Source organism: Streptomyces sp. NPDC018947 (assembly GCF_044390505.1).
Lineage (GTDB): Bacteria > Actinomycetota > Actinomycetes > Streptomycetales > Streptomycetaceae > Streptomyces.
In genome coordinates, this window is the sequence record NZ_JBIRZD010000005.1 from 305,510 (window position 1) to 323,238 (window position 17,729).

Sequence of the window (17,729 nt, forward strand, 5' to 3'; positions counted from 1 at the left end):
GCGCGGTGGGGCCGTCTCCTGCCCAGGGAGCGGGAGACGGCCGGGCCGGCTGTGGGCGCCGGGGACGTCACCCCCGCATTCCGTAGAGGTCGGGCAGCCCGCGGCCCCGGCCGTCCGCGAACACGGCGTACGCGGCCCAGCTCCGGGCCCGGGCGGCCGCCCGGCGCCGGTGCTCGGCGTAGGTCCGGAAGGTGCCGGGGAAGTCCGCCGCGTCGCAGTCCATGAGGTCGCCGAGGTGCACCGCGTCCTCCAGGGCCTGATGGGCGGCGTGCTGCGCGGCGAAGGGCAGGGTGGGACGGTCGGTGTCGGCGGTGAGGACCACCCGGTGGTCCGCCCAGCGGTCGACGGGAGCGCTCCCGCACGGTATCCACATCCGCCAGTCGTCACCGAGCCGCAGCAACTCCCGTACCGGCTCTGCCGCGTTGGGGAAGTCGCGCATCACCCGGCCGCTGTCGACGGGGACACCCTCGACGATCCGCTCCGACGCGCTCAGACAGTGCGCGGCGATCTCGAAACGGCCGTGGCCGGTGGGGCACTGCATGAGCTGCCAACTGGGTCTCGCCCACACCGTCAGCACGGGCGAGCGCAGCGCCGCAGGCAGCCGCTCGCCCGGCACCACCGAGTGGTAGAAGGTGTTGCGCGAGGGGCGCAGCACGGCGCCGGTCACCTGGCGGTGCACGGGCGAACAGGAGCCGCCGGCCCCCACCAGGGCGTTGCCGCTGTGCCGTTCGCCGTTCTCCAGCACGGCGGTCACCCGGTCGGCGGTCTGCTCGTAGCCGACGACCGCCGATCCGGCGCGCAGTTCGATGTCCGGGTTGCCGCGACAGGCCGCCAGCAGGACGCCGAACAGCTCCGTGCGGCGCACGACGGTCGAGGGGCAGCTCGGGCTGGGGCTGCCGCGCCCGTCGCCGGGCACCACGGCCAGCGGCATGCCGGTGGTGCCGCACAGGAGACGCAACGTCCTGATGTCGACGGCGTGTTCGCGCACCGCGTCGCCCACGTCCAGCCGGTCGAGCGCGCGCAGGGTCTGCGCGGAGAGGCGGATTCCCGTCTCCAGCTCCCCGAAGGAGTCCTCCTGCTCCAGTACGAGGACCCGGTGCCGCTGCTGGGCGATGGCGAGGGCGGCGGTGAGTCCGTTGATTCCCCCGTCCGCGACGATGACGTCGGCCTTCGGGACGGTGGTGTTCCATTGCTGCGCCACATCTCATCCTGGCTAGTGAAGGAAGACTGCCGAAACGTCCGCCCGCGGCGGAGGGGCCCCGGGTCCTCAGGCGGCGACGCCGCTCCAGCGGGGGGTCTTGGCGTAGCGCGGCTCGAAGACCAGCCTGGACAGCAGCCGCACCGGCGCGGGCAGCTTGCCGAGCACCTCGGCGCGGGTGGCCGGGGAGGCGCCGTCCAGTGCCCAGGGCAGGAACTCGGCGGCGCCGCTGAGGCCCTGCGTCTTCTGGAGGTACTTCACGTACTTGTTCCAGCCCGCGCTGCCGAGATGGGTCTGCGCGAGGGGGAGCGCCAGATCCTCCTCGTGCTCCATGTGCGCGATCAGGGCGTCGGCGGCCTCCTGGGCGGCCGCGGCCAGCCCGTCGGCCGAGCCGGCGGTGAGGCAGGCGTCGACCTGGGCGAGCAGCGGGTCGATGCGGCCGTGCTCGGCCTCCATCATGTCCAGGACGGCCACGTCCCGAGGGTCGGTGACCTTCTCCCTGAGCTGGGGCCAGATCGACTCGTCCTCCGCCACGTGGTGGATGTGGAGCTGCCGCTTGAAGGTCTCCCAGCCGTTGCGGACGGTGGGGTCGGTGCCGCGTCCGGCCGCGGCGGCCGCCGCCATCCGCCGGAGGTCGCGGGCGAAGGCGTCGTGGGCGAAGTACATCAGGGAGAAGTCGATCTCGCCGGGGATGAGTTCGCGCTCCCGCATGGCTGCACCGCGGGTGTGGTCGGGGCTCTGGGACGTCATGAGGGCTCCTTCGACGGGTGGTCCGGTCGCGCGGCGGTCGACGCGCAGGGCCGGTCCTGCTCAGTGTCCAAGTATCTTACTAACGAAGCTTCTCGGTAATAAAGGTTCTATTCCCGCCACTCCACTCCGCCTCCGGGGAAAAACCGGCGGACCCGGGGGAATCGGACGCAGCACCCCGGCACGCTGGGGCGTGCCGGGGTGCGGGGGGAGTGCACGGGGCGGACAGAGGGGGGAGGAGAGGGGAAGGAGGGCGAGGTCAGGGATCCACCGCGCGGTCCACCAACGCGCCCGCCGCGCCCGTGTAGTCGGCGGGGTCGCACAGCCCGGCCAGCTCCTTCTCGTCGACCGCGCCCGCCAGCCGCGGATCTGCGGCCAGCACCGCGTGCAGCGGCAGTCCGGACTCGGCGGCGCGCGCCGTGGCCTCACTCGTCATCCGCCGGGCCACCGCCTTGCCCACCACCGGGGCGAGCGCGGCCGAGAGGCGCTCGGAGACCAGCAGACCGCCCAGCAGCCCGAGGTTCTCCCGCATCCGCTCCGGCCGCACGACGAGCCCCGTCGTCAGCTCCACCGCGGTGTGCGCGGCACCTCCGGTGAGCCGCAGGCACTCCCGCAGGAGCTGCCACTCGGCGTGCCACGCCCCGCCCGACCGCTCGTCCTCGGCGATCAGGCACTGCGTCAGGCCGGCGGCCATGACCGGCACCTGGAGCGCCGCGCTGCGGATCAGCGTGGCGAGCACCGGGTTGCGCTTGTGCGGCATCGCCGAGGAACTGCCGCGCCCCTCGGCGGCGGGCTCGGTGACCTCGCCGACCTCCGTACGGGTCAGGGACTGCACGTCCACGGCGATCTTGCCGAGGGCCCCCGCGGTGAACGCCAGCGCACCCGCAAGGTCGGCGAGGGGAGTGCGCAGCGCGTGCCAGGGGAGCGCGGAGGGGACGAGCCCCGTCTCGTCGGCGAACGCCCGGACGAGGGCGTCGGCGTACCGCCCGGCGTCGGCTCCGGCGCCGGCGGGTTCCGCGCCGCCGCCCTGGGCGCCGAGGAAGCCGTCGATCCGCGCGTACTCCAGGTATCCCGACAGGGTTCCGGCCGCTCCGCCCAGGGAGACCGGCAGGCCCTCGGTGAGCACCCGCTCCAGCCGCCGGTCGGCGTCCAGGAGCAGCTTGCGCCAGCCGGCCGCCTTCAGCCCGAAGGTGGTCGGCACGGCCTGCAGCGCCAGCGTCCGGCCGGCCATCGGCGTGTCCCGGTGCTCGCGGGCCAGCGCGGCCAGTGCCGTGGCGGACCGGCCCAGATCGGCCCGCACCAGGCGCAGCGCACGGGCGGCCACCAGCATCGCGCCGGTGTCGAGGATGTCCTGGCTCGTGGAACCGCGGTGGACGTACTCGGCGGCGGCCGGGTCGTCGCGGGCCACGGCCTCGGTGAGCGCCCGCACCAGCCCGACCACCGGATTGGCGGTCTCCCGCGAGGCGACGGCCAGCCCCCGCAGGTCCAGCCGCTCGGCCCGCGCGGCCGCGGTGACGGCCCGCGCCGCCTCCTTCGGCACCACGCCCAGCCGCGCCTGCGCCCGTGCCAGCGCCGCCTCGGCGTCCAGCATGGCCTGCAGCCACGCCGTGTCGCAGACCGCCGCCTCCACGGGGGTCCCGGCCCGGACGGGGGAGAGCAGCCCGGCGTCGACCAGGGCCGCGCCGCCGGAACCGGCGGTCACACGATCACCCCGGTCAGATCCGTGTCGGCGGCGGCCCGGCGGACCTGCGAGGGCACCCGCGTCACCGGGGGCAGACCGAGCAGCGCCCGCGCGATGGCGTCCGCGTCGCCGAGGATCACCGAGTCCACGCCGGGGCGGATGCCGGCGGCGGTGACCCAGTGCACCGACTCGGTCGGGACACCGAAGGCGAAGCGGCGCGGGTGGGCCCGGCCACGGGCGTCGAGCAGGTGGTACGGCCGCTCGCCGACGGCGAGTCCGCCGGTCTCGTACAGCGTTCCGCAGTCACCCGGCACCCGGTACGGGCCCGCCTGCTCGGTGGCCAGCAGATGGCGCAGCAGCGGATCGTCGGTGCGGCGCAGGTCGGGTTCCGGGAGGCGGGCCTCGATCAGGACCCGGGAGCGGACGGCCGGTCCCGGTACCTCGCGCGACTCGGCGACGAAGGAGGGCGCGGCGGTGTCGAAGCGGATCTCCGTGCCGGGGCCGGTCAGCTCCAGCACGCCCGCCTCGACGAGCGCGATCATCTCCTCGATGCGGGAGACCGGCGGGCCGATCGAGAGGAACCCGTTGAGCGGTGTGTACCAGCCCTCGAGTTCGTCCCGGTGCGAATTGCCCTCCAGGCCGCCGTGGTCGACGACGAGACGTATTTCGTTCCGCAGATCCCGCAGCACGTCGAGGGCGGCTTTGAGCGGTCCGTCGACATTTCCCGCCCGTCCCGCGGCGACGTCCTCGGCGAGATAGCCGAGCAGCCATGCGCGGAATTCCGACCGGTCCCTGAATTCCTGGTTCCGGCACGGGTTCGCCAGACGTTCCCAGTCCCACCGGTCGGCCGCGTCGACACCGAATTCGTCGAGCAGCGCCGTCGGGTCCTCACCCGGCGGCAGCGCGATGTAGGCGTCGGCGAGGGCCTGCCCGTCGCGTTCGCGGCCGCGCGCCTGGAGCAGCGTGCCGTAGTAGACGCTCTCCACCTCCCGGCAGATCACCGGCCACAGGTCCGTGGAGAAGCGCACGCGCTCGCCGCCGGCGGCACGGGCCCGCAGCTCCTCGATGTAGTCCGTGGTGAGCAGACGCGGCAGGTGGCGGCCGAAGGCGCCCTTCTGGTTCTCGCCGCGGGCGTGGTACGGCACACCGCGCCGGGAGCTGGCGTACAGCTTGGGCTCGCGTCCCGAGGGGCGGTAGACGAGGCGCTCGCCCTCGCGGACGAACCTGCCGCCGCGGCCGGCCGTGAACAGCGCCATGTAGTCGAAGAAGTTCAGGCCCAGACCGCGCAGCAGCACCGGCTCCCCGGGCGCGACCGCGTCCAGGTCCACGTCGGCGGGGTTGGACGGGGTGATGTACGTCAGATAGTGGATGCGGGCCAGCGCCGCCGTCCGCTCCTGCCTCGGGGTGAGCCGGGCGGGCAGGTGGCCCATGGCCAGCGCGACGCCGTCGAGTTCGTTCAGCCGGGTGCCGTCCTCCAGGCGGAGGCCCTGCGGCCCGCCCGGGACGCCGTGCGTGTCCGACATGGCGACGGCGCGCGAACGGTGCACCCGGATGCTCACGTGCTCCGGGGCGCGGGCGGCGATCCGGCGGAAGCAGGCGCCCAGGTACTCGCCGTACAGGGCCCGGCTCGGATAGTCGTCGGGGCCCAGCCGGGCGGCCTCGGCCAGCGTCCCCTCGTCGTACTCGCCCGCGTTCAGCCCACCGAGGACGGCCAGTTCCCGCGCCCAGTCGTACAGGCTCGGCCCGGTCTCCACCGGACCGTCGATCGACACGCTGCTGTCGGTGAACACGGTCACCTGCGAGGCGACGGTGTTCATCAGCAGGTGGCGGGACTGGTCCGGGCGCCACACCCGCCCCGAGCCCGGGGGGAACGGGTCGACGACGTGCACGACCACCGGGGAACCCGGCTCCGAATTCCGTTCGTTCGCGCACAGCCGCTCGAGAACCGACAATCCCCGAGGGCCGGCTCCGACAATGCAGAACTCCCTTTGAATACCGCTCATCTGGATACTCCCCAGCGGGATCGCCGATACCGTCTGCGGGATCTTCGCAGGACGCGGCTGAATCCGGTCAACGTCCGGCTTCCGGGTCCGTCAAGTCCGACCCGGTATCCGTCAGGTCGGCACCGCCTTTCCGGGGGACCTGACATATACGGCGCGGAATTTCCGACGCGGCGCGCACCCGGTGCCAGGCTGTCGGTCATGCGCGCCGCCTACATCGAGCAGCTAGGTTCGCCCGACGAGATCCGCTACGGCGAACTGGCCCCTCCGCGACCCGGCCCGACCGACGTTCTCGTCGAAGTGACGGCGACCACGGTGAACCCGGTGGACACGTTCGTACGGTCAGGGGTCTTCCGGACCCCGGTCTCGTTCCCTCTGGTGATCGGCCGTGACCTGGTCGGCACCGTGACCGAGGCCGGGCCGGGCGCGGTCGGCTTCGAGGTGGGCGACCGCGTGTGGTGCAACAGCCTGGGCCACGGCGGACGGCAGGGCGCCGCCGCCGAACTGGCCGTCGTACCCGCCGACCGCCTCTACCACCTGCCCGGCGGGGTGGACCCGGAGACCGCGGTCGGCGTGCTCCACCCCGGGGGCACCGCGCACCTCGCGCTGCACACCCATGCGAAGGTGCGCCCCGGCGAGACGGTCTTCGTGGCCGGCGCGGCCGGGAACGTCGGCAGCGCGGCCGTGGTGACGGCCGTGGAGGCCGGCGCCCGCGTGGTGGCCACGGCCTCCGCCCGGGACGCCGAGTACTGCCGTTCGCTGGGGGCGCACGAGGTCTTCCCCTACACCGACCCCGACGTGGCGGAGCGGCTGCGGCAGGCCTGCCCGCGGGGCATCGACGTGTGGATCGACACCTACGGCACCAACGACCTGACCGCGGCGGTCGATCTGATCGCCCCGCGCGCCAGGATCGTGCTGCTGGCCGGCGTGGGCGCCCGCCCGGTGCTGCCGGTCGGGCCCTTCTACATGAAGGACGCCGCGATCCTCGGCTTCGTCATCTCCCACGCCACCACCGCGGAGCTGGCCGACGCGGCGGTGGGCATCAACCGCCTCCTCGGCAGCGGCCGGCTCCGTCCCCGCACCGTCGAACGCATCCCTCTCAGCTCGGCGGCGGACGCCCACCGCCGCATGGAGAAGGGCGAGCTGCGCGGCAAGCGCCTCGTCCTGCGCCCCGACCTGGACCGGACGGACCGGAAGGACCGGTGAGTTTGCGCCATGGCACACATCCTCGTAGCGGGCGGCGGCATCGGAGGCCTGGCGGCCGCCATCGCCCTCGCCGACCGGGCACACCGGGTCACCGTGCTGGAACGGCGGTCCGACTTCACCGAACTGGGCGCCGGCATCCAGCTCGCCCCGAACGCCTTCGCCGCACTGGACCGGCTGGGAGTCGGTGACGGCGTCCGCGAACGGGCCGTGTTCATCGACCAGTTGCGGCTGATGGACGGCACCACCGACGAGCTCGTCAACGCGATGCCGCTGACCGGCGGCTACCGCGAGCGGTTCGGCAACCCGTACGTCGTGGTCCACCGGACCGACCTGTACCAGCCGCTGCTGGACGCCTGCCGGGAGCGCGCCGACCGCGTCGAGCTGCGGACCCGGAGCACGCTGGTGTCGTACGGGCACGAGGGCGAGCGGGCCGTCGCCGTGCTGGACACGGGGGAGCGCCTGACCGCCGACGCCCTGATCGGCGCGGACGGCATCCGTTCCGTCGTCCGCGCCCAGATGCTCGGGGACGGCGAGCCGAGGGTGTCCGGCCACACGATCTACCGGTCCGTCATCCCCATGGAGAAGGTCCCCGAGGCGCTGCGGTCCAATACCGTGACCCTGTGGGCCGGACCGAAGTGGCACTTCGTGCACTACCCGATCAGCGGCGGCCGGTTCCTGAACCTGGCCGCCACCCGCGACGACGGGGCGACCGTACCGGTGGCCGGCCTCCCGGTCCCGCGCGCGCACGTGCTCGGCGAGTTCACCGGCCTCGGCCACACCGCCGGCCGGCTGCTGGCGCTCGGCGAGGACTGGAAGTCCTGGGTGCTGTGCGACCGCGATCCGGCCGACCGCTGGGTGGACGGCCGGGTGGCCCTGCTGGGCGACGCCGCCCACCCGATGCTCCAGTACGCCGCGCAGGGCGCCTGCATGGCCCTGGAGGACGCGGTGGTCCTCGGCGACCTGCTGGACTGCCCGCCGGAGCGCCTCCCCGACCGGCTCGCGATCTACAACGCCGCCCGGCGCGGGCGCACCGCCAAGGCGCAGCTCGTCGCCCGGGAGATGGGCAGCCAGGTCTACCACCCGGCCGACGTCGCCGCGAAGGAGCGCAACGAGCGGCTGTCCGCCCTGTCCGCCGAGGACCTTCACCGGATCGCCGACTGGCTGCACGGCGCGCGGGACTTCACCCGCGTGTGACGTCGGCGCCCCCGCACACCACGCCTTTCCTCAACGACCTCGCAGATCGGAAGTGATGCCGGCCATGAACAACTTCATCGGGACCAGCGGCAAGACGACGTTCAAGGCACGTGCCGAGATCGAGATCGCCGCCTCCCCGGAGCAGGTCTACAACCTCGTCAGCGCCCTGGAGCGCAGCGGCGAGTGGAGCCCGGAGTGCACCGGCGGCCGGTGGGTGGAAGGCCGCCCGGGCACGGTGGGCGCGATCTTCCGCGGTGAGAACAACCGGCCCGTCGACGTCGTGGCCTGGGCCCCCGTGATCCGCGGGGACTGGGCCACCGAGTCGGAGGTGGTGGAGGCCGAGCCGGGCCGCGTGTTCCGCTGGACGGTGCTCGACAGCGAGCGCCGCCGCCAGGAGAGCGTGTGGTCCTTCGAGATGCAGCCGGACGGCGAGGGCAGCCGCCTGGTGCACCACTACTGGCTCGGCGAACTCACCGAGGGGCTGGCGAAGATCTTCGCCAACCTGGACGAGGCCGGACGTGAGCGCTTCGTCCGCGACTGGAACGCCAAGCTCGCCGAGGACGTGCGCAACACGGTGGAGCGCATCAAGGTCGTGGCGGAGAAGGGCTGACGCCCTCGCCGCCCGACGACGGGCACCATCCCGGCCCGCCCCTCGCACGAGGGGCGGGCCGGCCCGTGTCCGGGGCGACGCGCCCCACCGCCCGTCCTCGGTCCCCCTCGCCACCCCCGCGGGCCGCCCCCGGAGGGGCGCACGGCACGGGGACCGCCGGGCGCGGCCCCGCAGGGAACCGGACGCACGACGGAGCGGGAGGCGGTCCGCCGGACCGCCTCCCGCTCCGTCTCGCCGCGCCGGCCGGTCAGCCGGCCGGTGTCCCCGCGAACCTCCGTGTCGCCCGTGCCACCCGCGCTCCCAGGTGCCGCGCCGTCTCCACGTCGGCCTTGGTGACGGCCTCCGGCCCCAGGTCCACGTCGGCCTGGCCGGCCGCGCCCAGCGAGAAGCCGAGGCGGTTGAGGTCGTGCTCCGAGCCCGCGGAGGAGTTCCAGCCCGGCAGCAGGCCGAGGTTGACCCAGTGCATGCCGTGCTGGGCCGCGAGCACCCCGAAGTACTGGAGGGTGTGCAGCTTGTCCCCGCTCTTGGCGCCGGAGACGGTGAACCCGGCGGCGACCTTGTCCGCCCAGGCCTGCTCGGCCCAGCGGCCGGAGGTGGCCTGCGCGAAGGTGTGGAAGGCGGCGGAGGCGGTGCCCATGTAGGTGGGCGCGCCGAAGACGATGGCGTCCGCGCCGTCCAGTGTCCGCCACTGCTCCTCGTCGATCGTGTCCACCCGGATCTCCGCGACGACGGCTCCCGCGTCGAAGGCGCCCTCGCGTACGGCCCGGGCGAGTACGGCCGTGTGACCGTTGCCCGAGTGATAGGCGATCGCCACGGTGGGCGACGGCCCTGCTGACGGTCCTGCCATGGTCTGCTCCCTCGATTCGTGCACGGGCCGGTTCGTCTACTGGGTGCCGGCCGGGTGGAGGAACCGCGCCAGCTCCGCGGTGAGGTGGGGCAGGTCCTCGGCGTGGCCGTGCGCGGCGATGTGCCCGTCCGGCCGCACGAGGTGGAAGCCCGGCGCGGCGCACCCGGTGGCCGCCTCGGCGTCCCCGGGGTGCAGCCGGACGTGGCGCAGCCGCGGCCAGCGGGCGGTGACCCGTGCGATCCGCTCCGGCAGATCGCCGTGCGTCCCGCCCGCCCGGACCACCACGGTCCAGGCCGCCGGGTCGGCCTTCGGCCCGGCGAAGCCGTACGCCACCGCCACCTCGCGCGGGAAGACCATGCCGACCCGCAGCCGCGCGGGCCGCCGGCGGGCCATCCGGCAGGGGCCGGGCCGGGCCGGCGTCTGCGTGGGCCGCGTGGGCGTGTACGTCACCCGGCGCCCGGCCATCACCGGGAACACGTACCGGGGCACCACCCCGGAGAACGCGGCCAGCCGGAAGGCCGCGTCCCGCAGGGTGATCCGGGCCCTGCTGTCCGCCATCCACGCCCGGGTCTGCCGGTCGGTGTCGGCCACGATGCGGGTGGTGGCCTCCGCCCGCTCGGGCGTGTAGCTCTCCAGCACCGACACCGGGGACTCGCCGTGCACCACCGCGGCCAGCTTCCAGGCCAGGTTGAGGGCGTCCTGGAGGCCGTTGTTCATGCCCTGTCCGCCGGCCGGGCTGTGCACGTGCGCGGCGTCACCGGCGAGGAAGACCCGTCCCCGCTGGTACTCGGTGGCCTGCCGGGCGTGCACCCGGTAGAGGGTCTGCCACACCGGCTCGGTGATCCGTACGCCGCCCGGACCCCGCTCGTCGAGCAGCCGCTGCATCATCGCGACGTCCACCCGCTGGTCGCCCGGCGGCATGACCGCGAGGATGCGGAACACGCCGTCGGGCAGCGGGGCGATCATCAGGGTGCCCGTGGGCGCCTGGTAGTACAGCAGTTGGTCGGGCGGCAGGGTGCCCTCGACACGGGCGTCGATCAGGGCGAACCGCAGCTCGTACGTGCTGCCCTGGAAGCCGATGCCGAGCGCGCCGCGCGTACTGCCCGACGCCCCGTCGGCGCCGATCACGAAGGAGGCCCGGACCCGCTCCACCCCGGCGTCGCCGTGCTCCAGGACCGCCGTCACGCCGTCCGAGGAGTCGATCCGGCCGCCGAAGTCGACGTCGTCGAAGGTCAGCAGCCGCACGCCCCGCTCGATCTTCCCGCCGAGCTCGTGCAGCCGCTCGGTGAGCAGCCGCTCGGTCTCGTACTGCGGCAGGTGCAGCGGGCGCAGCCGGTCCGGCACGGTGAACGTGGCCAGCGGCCTGCCGTCGGAGAAATAGCTGAAGCCGGCCACCGGCACCGCCGCGTCCCGCAGCTCGTCCCGTACGCCCAGGTCCTCCAGGAGGTCGAGGGCGCGCGGCCACAGCGCCAGCGCCTTGGGCACCGTGGAGGGGCCATCGGCTCGGTCCACCAGCCGGACACGGACCCCGCGCCGGATCAGCTCGCAGGCGGCGAACAGCCCGGTGGGACCCGCACCGACGATCAGCACATCGGTGTCGGTGCTCATGCCGAGTGCTCCAGGCGCTCGGCGAGCTGCTGGGCGAGCTTGATGCGCTGCACCTTCATGGTGGCGGTGCGCGGCAGCTCGGACAGCGGCATCTGGACGGGGTCCGCGAGCTGCGGGAAGTCGGCGACCGCGCGGCGCCAGCGCTGCATGTCCAGCGGCTCGTTGCCCTTGGTGCACACCACGGGCAGGGCCTCCTGCCGCGGGCCGGGCACGACGACCAGTTCCGACAGCTCGGTGAGGCGGCCGAGGACGGTGTCCTCGACCTCCAGGGTGGAGTCGATGTCCGGGATGACGTCGACGGCCCGGTCCAGCAGGTGCACGCAGCCCAGCCGGGTGCGGTAGCCGACGTCGCCGGTCCGCCACCACTTGCCGTTGAGCTCCTTGCTGTAGCGCTCCTCCTCGGCGTAGTAGTCGACCGCGCGGCCGTCGGTCTGGACCTCGATGAAGCCGGGCGTCTTCTTCGACGGCCGGTGCCCGTCGCGCGGCACGATCCGCACGTGCGTCATGCCGGGGATGGGGTAGCCGAGGCAGCGGCCGTTGGCCTTGTGGGCGTTCTTGCGGCTGTACCAGCGGCACACCAGGGGGCCGCACTCGCTCTGCCCGTAGAACTGGAAGAACAGCGCGTTGCGGCGCTTGGAGGCCGACAGCAGCCGGTGCATGGTGGGCGGGTGGATGGCGTCGAACGTCCCGCTGAAGTACTTGACGTTGGACAGCGGCCGCAGCGGGTGGTCGACCAGTTCCTCCCACTCCATGAAGGAGTTGGGGTGGGTCTCCACGAAGCCCGGCCGGACCTTCGCGAACAGCTCGGCGACCCGCTCGGGGCGTCCGTCGTCGACGATGACGGCGGGCATCCCCTTGGGCAGGACGACGGCGAGCGCCATGAACATCCGGGAGTGGACGAAGGAGATGTGGACCGCGTAGGTCTCCCGCTCCCGGATCAGGCCGGCCAGCTTCTCCTGCGGGCGCAGCCTGCCGCGCAGCGAACGCGCGGTGTGCACCACCAGCTTGGGGACGCCGGTCGTACCGGAGGTGTGGGTCATCAGGGCCGGGGTGTCCGGGGACGGCTTCACCGGCCTGCGGCGCGGGCTGCCGGCCAGCTTGCCCAGGCTCACCGCGTCGGACCCGCCGGAACCGTCGGCGCAGACGACGGTGCTGGTCGTCTCCGCCAGCGGGATCTCGGCCAGCTCGCCGGCGAGCTTGCCCTCGTCGGTGATCAGGTGCGGTCGGTCCAGGCGGGCGAGCAGCGCGGCGACCGTAGCGCCGTCCAGCGCCGGGGACAGCAGCGCGGGGGTGGCCCCGATCCGCGCCGCGGCGCAGGCCAGCACGTAGATGTCGAAGTTGTGCGCCTTGTACAGGGCCACGTGGTCGCGGGGCCGGATGCCGGCCGCCCACAGCCGGCCGGCCATGTCGTCGACCAGGTCGGCCAGTTCGGCCACCGTCAGATGGCGGCCGATCTCCGGCGCGACGTCCAGGTCGTGATCGAGTGTGATGGGCGAGTAGGGGTGCCGGGCGGCGGCCTCCTCGGGCACCAGGCCCAGGTAGAGAGCGTTCCTACTGGCCGGAATGTGGAGCGGCACGTGGCCTCCTCGGGCGGGCGGGAAAGCAATTCCAGGTCTTCTGTGTTCTGCTGAGTTCTGTGCGGTTCCTCAGCCGTGTTCCACGCGGATTCAGCGGTTTCCTGCGGGCGGCATGGCGGTTTCGTGACGCAGAAGCAACGATTCCTCTTCAGCGGTCAAACGGATTCTGAACAGGTCGCGCAGGGCGCTCATCGCCTCTTCGCCGGTGAGTTCCGCGCGCTCCGAGCGGCCGGACGGGAAAGAGGTGGTCAATTCCCGGCCGCGCAGCAGATGCCGCGCGTCCTCCGTGCCCCGCATGGCGATCAGCGGGCCGGTGAATGTGGAACGCTCGCTGTGCGCCGTGTAGTAGTTGGACACCTCGAAATCCGCGGGGAAGTGCCGCTCCTCCCGGAACGAGTACAGGTCGAACCACCCGTCCTCGTGCAGGGACTGGAGCACCCACTGGTCGTCCTCGGCCGCCACCCGCCAGCGCCACGCACCGGCCTCGACCCCGGACCCCGCCGCCAGCGGAACGGGCGCGAGGAGCCCTTCGTCGCCGAAGCCCGCGTCGGCCAGCCAGCGCCGGCCGTCCGCCTCCACGACGAGCACGGCGTGGGCCCGGTAGCGGATCCGCCCGCTGCCGCGCCGCACCCGTGCCAGGAACCGGGTCACCGGGAAGCCGAGGCGTTCCAGCGCGGCGGCGAAGAGCAGGTTGTGCTCGAAGCAGTAGCCGCCCCGTCCGGCGTCGACGAGCTTGCGCTGGAGGTCCGCCGTCTCCAGCGACACACCGCGCCGGAGCACGACGTCCACGTTCTCGAACGCGATGGCGTCCACGTGCGCGCGCTGAAGGGCGCGCAGAGTGCCGGACGTGCTGTCGAGAGGGCCGTCGTAACCGATGCGCCGCAGATAGGCGCCGAGATCCAGGTCCTCCGTTTCCCAGGTACCTGAAAGGCCTTTGGAGACAGGCTGGATATCGGGCCGCACATCATTTTTCACGGATCCCACGGCGCTCCCCTCGGGCCATGTGGAAACAGGAAGGTTTCCCGGATCCTCATGCACTGCGCAGGGGGCGTCAATGCGCCTTTTAGCACTCCGTCAAGTGGCCCGTGAGCGGTGCGGTTCGTCCCCTTCTCGTCCAGTTCTTCCGGCCCCCGCCGGCCCGGAACCTGATGGATTCAGCCTCACCTGACGGAGTGCGCCCGCGTTCTTTGGAGGCCCGTCGCGGGGCGTCGCAGGATCAGCGGGTGCTGGCTGGAACCCGGCCGGTCCGAATCTGCCACCCACTCCAGGAGTGCCCGAGCCACCAGGGAGTGCCCGAGCCATGACCACGACTGTTTCGTCGGGTGCCACGACCATCGTCCACACCACGGCGGGGCGGATCGCCGGGGCCCGGGAGGGCGAGATCGTCGCCTTCCGCGGAGTCCCGTACGCCGAACCGCCCACCGGTGAGCTGCGGTTCGCCTCGCCCCGGCCGCCCGCGCCGTGGCACGGCGTGCGCGACGCCACCCGTTTCTCACCGCCGTTCGTCCAGGCCGCGCCCGCGCACAGCAGCGAGGACGCGCTGTACGCCAACGTGTGGACGCCCGACCCGGCGGGCCGCCGCTCCGTGCTGGTCTACATCCACGGCGGCGGCTGGCAGGTCGGCGCGGGCAGCGTGCCCACCTTCGACGGGGCACGGCTCGCGGCGGCCGGCGGCATCGTCGTCGTCAACTTCAACTACCGGCTCGGGATGTTCGGCTGGGGCCTGCACGAGGCGTACACCGACCCCGTGACCGGTCTGGCGGCCAACTGGGGCCTGCAGGACCAGGTCGCGCTGCTGCGCTGGGTGCGGGAGAACGCCGCCGCGTTCGGCGGTGACCCCGACGACATCACCCTGTGCGGCACCTCCGCCGGCGGCGCCACCGCCTGGCAGCTCGCGCTGATGCCCGAGCTGAAGGGCACCGTCAGGCGCCTGGTGTCGATCAGCGCCGCCCATCCCTGGCAGCCGGCCTTCGCCCTCACCCCGGACGACTCCCGCACCGCCTACGAGACCATCGCGCACCGTCTCGGCACCGACCCGAAGGGGCTGCGCGAGGTACCGGCACCGCTGCTGCACGAGGAGTGGACGCGGTTCTTCTCCGGCAGCCCCGGAGCCCGCGAGGTCGGCAGCGGCCGGGAGTACCGGGGCCCGGTGCTCGACGGACGGCTGGTCACCGCGTACCCGCACGACCTGCCGACCCCCGACGTACCCCTCATGACCATCTACAACCGCACCGAGGGCTCCTTCTTCACCGACCCCCTCTCTCCCTCGTTCCCGCCCGCGCCGCCCGCCCCGACCGACCACGCCGAACTGCGGGAGGCCGTCCGCGGCGTGCTGCGCAAGATGACGCCCCGGGTCGACGACGGGCTGGTGGACGCCTGCGTGGACGCCTACCGCGGCACGGCGGCCCCGACGGGACGCGACGAGGAGCTGCGCGACCTGTGGACCGAGGTGTGGGGCGACGGGCTGTTCCGCCACCGCATCGTGCGGCTCGCGGAGCGCCACGCCCGTACCGGCACCACCCCTCAGTACGTCATGGAGTTCGCGCACCCGACCCGGGCGCCGCACTTCGGCACCCCGCACGACGCGACGTCGAAGTTCCTCTTCGGCTCGCACCGCCTGCCCCTGCACGCCGAGCAGTTCGGCGACGGCCCGCTGGAGCGGCGGATCTCACGGAACTTCGCCGAGCTGGTCTCGACGTTCGTCCGCGAGGGCCGGCCGCGCAGCGAGGACGTTCCCGACTGGCCCGTCTTCGCGCCCGACCGGCCCACCACGCTGGTCCTCGGGGGCGAGACGGTGGCCTCGGTCGCGCTCACGCCCAAGCGGCAGCAGCTCCGCTTCTGGGACGAGGCCGGCTGCCTCCCCGTTCCGTGAGAAGGCGCCCGAACGCCGCCGAAGAGCCGCCGACGAGACCGCCGCACCAGTCACCGAAGTCCGCCAGAGCCGCCGATGAGCCGCACGAGAACAGTCGCCGACGGTTCGCCGAAGATCCGCCGAGGGTCCGTCCCCCTTCGTCTCAGGAGAAACCAGTGGATGACATCGAGCTCACCCTCCGCTCCTGGCCCGGCCAGCAGCAACCGCAGTGGCAGGACGCGGAGGCGGTCCGGCGCGTGCAGGAGGAGTTGCGCCTGCGCCCCGCGCTGGTCAGGGCCGAGGACGTGGACGGCCTGCGCTCCCTGCTGCGCCGCGTCGCCGACGACGAGGCACAGGTCGTGCAGGCCGGTGACTGCGCGGAGGACCCCGAGGAGTGCACCGGCGGCTATGTGGCCCGCAAGGCCGGGCTGCTGGACCTGCTGGCCGGGGCGATGCGGATGGCCACCCACAAGCCGGTGGTCCGGGTCGGACGCATCGCCGGCCAGTTCGCCAAGCCCCGCTCCAAGCCGGTCGAGCGGATCGGCGACGTCGAACTGCCCGTCTTCCGCGGGCACCTGGTGAACAGCCCCGACCCCGACCCGGACAGCAGGCGTCCCGACCCGGGCCGGATGCTCGACTGCTACGCCGCCGCCGGACTGGCCATGCACCACCTCGGCTGGCCCGACTCCGAGGACGGGCACGTCATCGGCCCCCGCGTGTGGACCAGCCACGAGGCCCTGGTGCTCGACTACGAACTCCCCCTGCTGCGCCGCGACGAGAAGGGCCGGCTGCTGCTGGCCTCCACGCACTGGCCGTGGATCGGCGAGCGCACCAACCAGCCGGACGGCGCCCACGTCGCCCTGCTCGCCGAGGTGATGAACCCCGTGGCGCTCAAGGTCGGCCCCCGGATGACCGCCGACGAGCTGCTGCGGCTGTGCGAACGGCTCGACCCCGCACGGGAGAAGGGGCGGCTCACGTTCATCTCCCGGATGGGCGCCGACGCCGTCGCGGACCGGCTGCCGCCCCTGGTGGAAGCGGTGCGCGCGGCCGGCCACCCCGTGATCTGGCTGTGCGACCCGATGCACGGCAACACGGTCACCACCGCCGAAGGCCTCAAGACCCGCTACACCGAGACGCTGCACCGCGAGGTCAGCGGCTTCCAGTGCGCCGTCCGCTCGGGCGGCGGCGTCCCGGGAGGACTCCACCTGGAGACGACCCCCGACCTGGTCACCGAGTGCGTCGCCGGCCCCGCCGAGAACGACCACGTCGGCGACAAGTACACGAGCTTCTGCGACCCCCGGCTCAATCCCCAGCAGGCCGTTTCCCTGATCAGCGCCTGGCGGGGCTGACGTCCCGGACAGGTCTCGTTACGCAAGGAGGTTGGCCCCATTGGACACACAGGTCATCCAGAAACCGATGACGTCGGAGCCGGACGGGACGACCCGGGTCGCCCTCGTCACCGGAGCCGCCGGCGGCATCGGAGCCGCGGTGGTCAGGACACTGGCCGAGCGCGGCATGCACGTCGCCGCCGTCGACGTACGCGCCACGGAGCTGCGTGAGCTGGCGGAGAAGCTGACCGCCGACGGACTGCACGTCGTCGCGCTGCCCGCCGAGGTGTCCAGCGCCGCGCAGACGGAGGCCGTCGTCGCCGAGGCCGAACGCAGGCTCGGCCCGCTGGACTTCCTGGTCAACGCGGCCGGCGTGCTGCGTCTCGGCGGCGTGCGGGACTACCGCGCCGAGGACTGGGCCACCACCTTCTCGGTCAACGCCCAGGGCGTCTTCCTGATGTCCCAGGCGGTGGTACGGCGGATGGTGCCCCGCAACCGGGGCGCGATCGTCACCGTCTCCTCCAACGCGGCCGCCGTCCCGCGCGCCGGGATGGCCGCCTACGCCGCCTCCAAGGCCGCGGCCACGATGTTCACCAAGAGCCTCGGCCTGGAGGTCGCCCGGCACGGCATCCGGTGCAACGTGGTGGCACCCGGCTCCACCGACACGCCCATGCTCAGCTCGATGTGGACGGACCCGTCGGGCCCGCGGCGGACGATCGAGGGCAGCCCCGAGGACTTCCGGCTGGGCATCCCGCTCGGCAAGCTCGCCACCCCCTCGGACATCGCCGAAGCGGTCGCCTTCCTGCTGTCGGACCAGGCGTCCCACATCACCCTGCACGCCCTGACGGTCGACGGCGGCGCGGCGCTCGGCTCGTGAAGCGC

At 73.2% G+C, this 17,729-nt stretch carries 14 protein-coding genes; 6 read left to right on the forward strand and 8 right to left on the reverse strand.

The features are described from left to right. Positions 1 to 67: 67 nt before the first annotated feature. The 4 genes from ACH499_RS13180 to ACH499_RS13195 all read right to left on the reverse strand — a co-directional run bounded on the left by ACH499_RS13180 (position 68) and on the right by ACH499_RS13195 (position 5,629). Positions 68 to 1,201, reverse strand: a complete 1,134-nt coding sequence (locus ACH499_RS13180) for an FAD-dependent monooxygenase (protein ID WP_399015465.1) — start codon at positions 1,199 to 1,201, stop codon at positions 68 to 70. A gap of 66 nt (positions 1,202 to 1,267) precedes the next feature. Beyond that, positions 1,268 to 1,948: a hemerythrin domain-containing protein gene (locus tag ACH499_RS13185; protein ID WP_399015467.1), complete on the reverse strand. Its 681-nt coding sequence runs from the start codon at positions 1,946 to 1,948 to the stop codon at positions 1,268 to 1,270. 256 nt (positions 1,949 to 2,204) lie between these two features. Next, on the reverse strand, positions 2,205 to 3,647 hold the full coding sequence (locus tag ACH499_RS13190; RefSeq protein WP_399015469.1) for an adenylosuccinate lyase family protein: 1,443 nt from the start codon (positions 3,645 to 3,647) through the stop codon (positions 2,205 to 2,207). Then, positions 3,644 to 5,629 (reverse strand): FAD/NAD(P)-binding protein, encoded by a 1,986-nt coding sequence (locus ACH499_RS13195; RefSeq protein ID WP_399015471.1) that lies wholly within the window; start codon positions 5,627 to 5,629, stop codon positions 3,644 to 3,646. The genes ACH499_RS13190 and ACH499_RS13195 overlap by 4 nt, the downstream gene beginning before the upstream one ends. A gap of 198 nt (positions 5,630 to 5,827) precedes the next feature. Between ACH499_RS13195 and ACH499_RS13200 the strand changes: the two genes are divergently transcribed. From ACH499_RS13200 to ACH499_RS13210, 3 genes are all read left to right on the forward strand, one after another. Continuing rightward, positions 5,828 to 6,832: an NADPH:quinone reductase gene (locus ACH499_RS13200; RefSeq protein ID WP_356203402.1), complete on the forward strand. Its 1,005-nt coding sequence runs from the start codon at positions 5,828 to 5,830 to the stop codon at positions 6,830 to 6,832. 9 nt (positions 6,833 to 6,841) lie between these two features. Further along, positions 6,842 to 8,026, forward strand: a complete 1,185-nt coding sequence (locus ACH499_RS13205; RefSeq protein ID WP_356203400.1) for an FAD-dependent monooxygenase — start codon at positions 6,842 to 6,844, stop codon at positions 8,024 to 8,026. Between the two features lie 64 nt (positions 8,027 to 8,090). Next, on the forward strand, positions 8,091 to 8,636 hold the full coding sequence (locus tag ACH499_RS13210; RefSeq protein ID WP_356203399.1) for an SRPBCC family protein: 546 nt from the start codon (positions 8,091 to 8,093) through the stop codon (positions 8,634 to 8,636). 247 nt (positions 8,637 to 8,883) lie between these two features. Here the strand turns inward: ACH499_RS13210 and ACH499_RS13215 are convergent, their stop codons facing one another. The 4 genes from ACH499_RS13215 to ACH499_RS13230 form a co-directional block, all read right to left on the reverse strand. Continuing rightward, on the reverse strand, positions 8,884 to 9,483 hold the full coding sequence (locus ACH499_RS13215) for a flavodoxin family protein (RefSeq protein WP_356203398.1): 600 nt from the start codon (positions 9,481 to 9,483) through the stop codon (positions 8,884 to 8,886). A gap of 36 nt (positions 9,484 to 9,519) precedes the next feature. Beyond that, positions 9,520 to 11,091 (reverse strand): FAD-dependent monooxygenase, encoded by a 1,572-nt coding sequence (locus tag ACH499_RS13220; protein WP_399015475.1) that lies wholly within the window; start codon positions 11,089 to 11,091, stop codon positions 9,520 to 9,522. Next, complete coding sequence (locus ACH499_RS13225; RefSeq protein ID WP_356203394.1) at positions 11,088 to 12,668, reverse strand: class I adenylate-forming enzyme family protein; 1,581 nt, start codon at positions 12,666 to 12,668, stop codon at positions 11,088 to 11,090. The genes ACH499_RS13220 and ACH499_RS13225 overlap by 4 nt, the downstream gene beginning before the upstream one ends. 90 nt (positions 12,669 to 12,758) lie before the next feature. Then, positions 12,759 to 13,706 (reverse strand): arylamine N-acetyltransferase, encoded by a 948-nt coding sequence (locus ACH499_RS13230; RefSeq protein ID WP_356203392.1) that lies wholly within the window; start codon positions 13,704 to 13,706, stop codon positions 12,759 to 12,761. Positions 13,707 to 13,968: 262 nt separating this feature from the next. On the opposite strand from ACH499_RS13230, the gene ACH499_RS13235 reads away from it, so the two are divergent. The 3 genes from ACH499_RS13235 to ACH499_RS13245 all read left to right on the forward strand — a co-directional run bounded on the left by ACH499_RS13235 (position 13,969) and on the right by ACH499_RS13245 (position 17,724). Then, entirely contained in the window at positions 13,969 to 15,540 is a 1,572-nt protein-coding gene (locus ACH499_RS13235) for a carboxylesterase/lipase family protein (protein WP_399015477.1), read from the forward strand. A 155-nt stretch (positions 15,541 to 15,695) separates the two neighbouring features. After that, positions 15,696 to 16,868 (forward strand): 3-deoxy-7-phosphoheptulonate synthase, encoded by a 1,173-nt coding sequence (locus ACH499_RS13240; RefSeq protein ID WP_356203388.1) that lies wholly within the window; start codon positions 15,696 to 15,698, stop codon positions 16,866 to 16,868. Between the two features lie 67 nt (positions 16,869 to 16,935). Continuing rightward, a complete protein-coding gene (locus ACH499_RS13245; RefSeq protein ID WP_399015521.1) occupies positions 16,936 to 17,724 on the forward strand; it encodes a 2,3-dihydro-2,3-dihydroxybenzoate dehydrogenase in 789 nt (262 codons plus the stop codon). Positions 17,725 to 17,729: the final 5 nt, after the last annotated feature.

Excerpts from the sequence above, each read along its gene's own strand:
- ACH499_RS13235 (WP_399015477.1), top strand. The coding sequence starts at position 13,969 with ATGACCACGACTGTTTCGTCGGGTGCCACGACCATCGTCCACACCACG.
- ACH499_RS13220 (WP_399015475.1), bottom strand. The coding sequence starts at position 11,091 with ATGAGCACCGACACCGATGTGCTGATCGTCGGTGCGGGTCCCACCGGG.
- ACH499_RS13185 (WP_399015467.1), bottom strand. The coding sequence starts at position 1,948 with ATGACGTCCCAGAGCCCCGACCACACCCGCGGTGCAGCCATGCGGGAG.
- ACH499_RS13195 (WP_399015471.1), bottom strand. The coding sequence starts at position 5,629 with ATGAGCGGTATTCAAAGGGAGTTCTGCATTGTCGGAGCCGGCCCTCGG.
- ACH499_RS13210 (WP_356203399.1), top strand. The coding sequence starts at position 8,091 with ATGAACAACTTCATCGGGACCAGCGGCAAGACGACGTTCAAGGCACGT.
- ACH499_RS13200 (WP_356203402.1), top strand. The coding sequence starts at position 5,828 with ATGCGCGCCGCCTACATCGAGCAGCTAGGTTCGCCCGACGAGATCCGC.
- ACH499_RS13245 (WP_399015521.1), top strand. The coding sequence starts at position 16,936 with ATGACGTCGGAGCCGGACGGGACGACCCGGGTCGCCCTCGTCACCGGA.
- ACH499_RS13215 (WP_356203398.1), bottom strand. The coding sequence starts at position 9,483 with ATGGCAGGACCGTCAGCAGGGCCGTCGCCCACCGTGGCGATCGCCTAT.
- ACH499_RS13205 (WP_356203400.1), top strand. The coding sequence starts at position 6,842 with ATGGCACACATCCTCGTAGCGGGCGGCGGCATCGGAGGCCTGGCGGCC.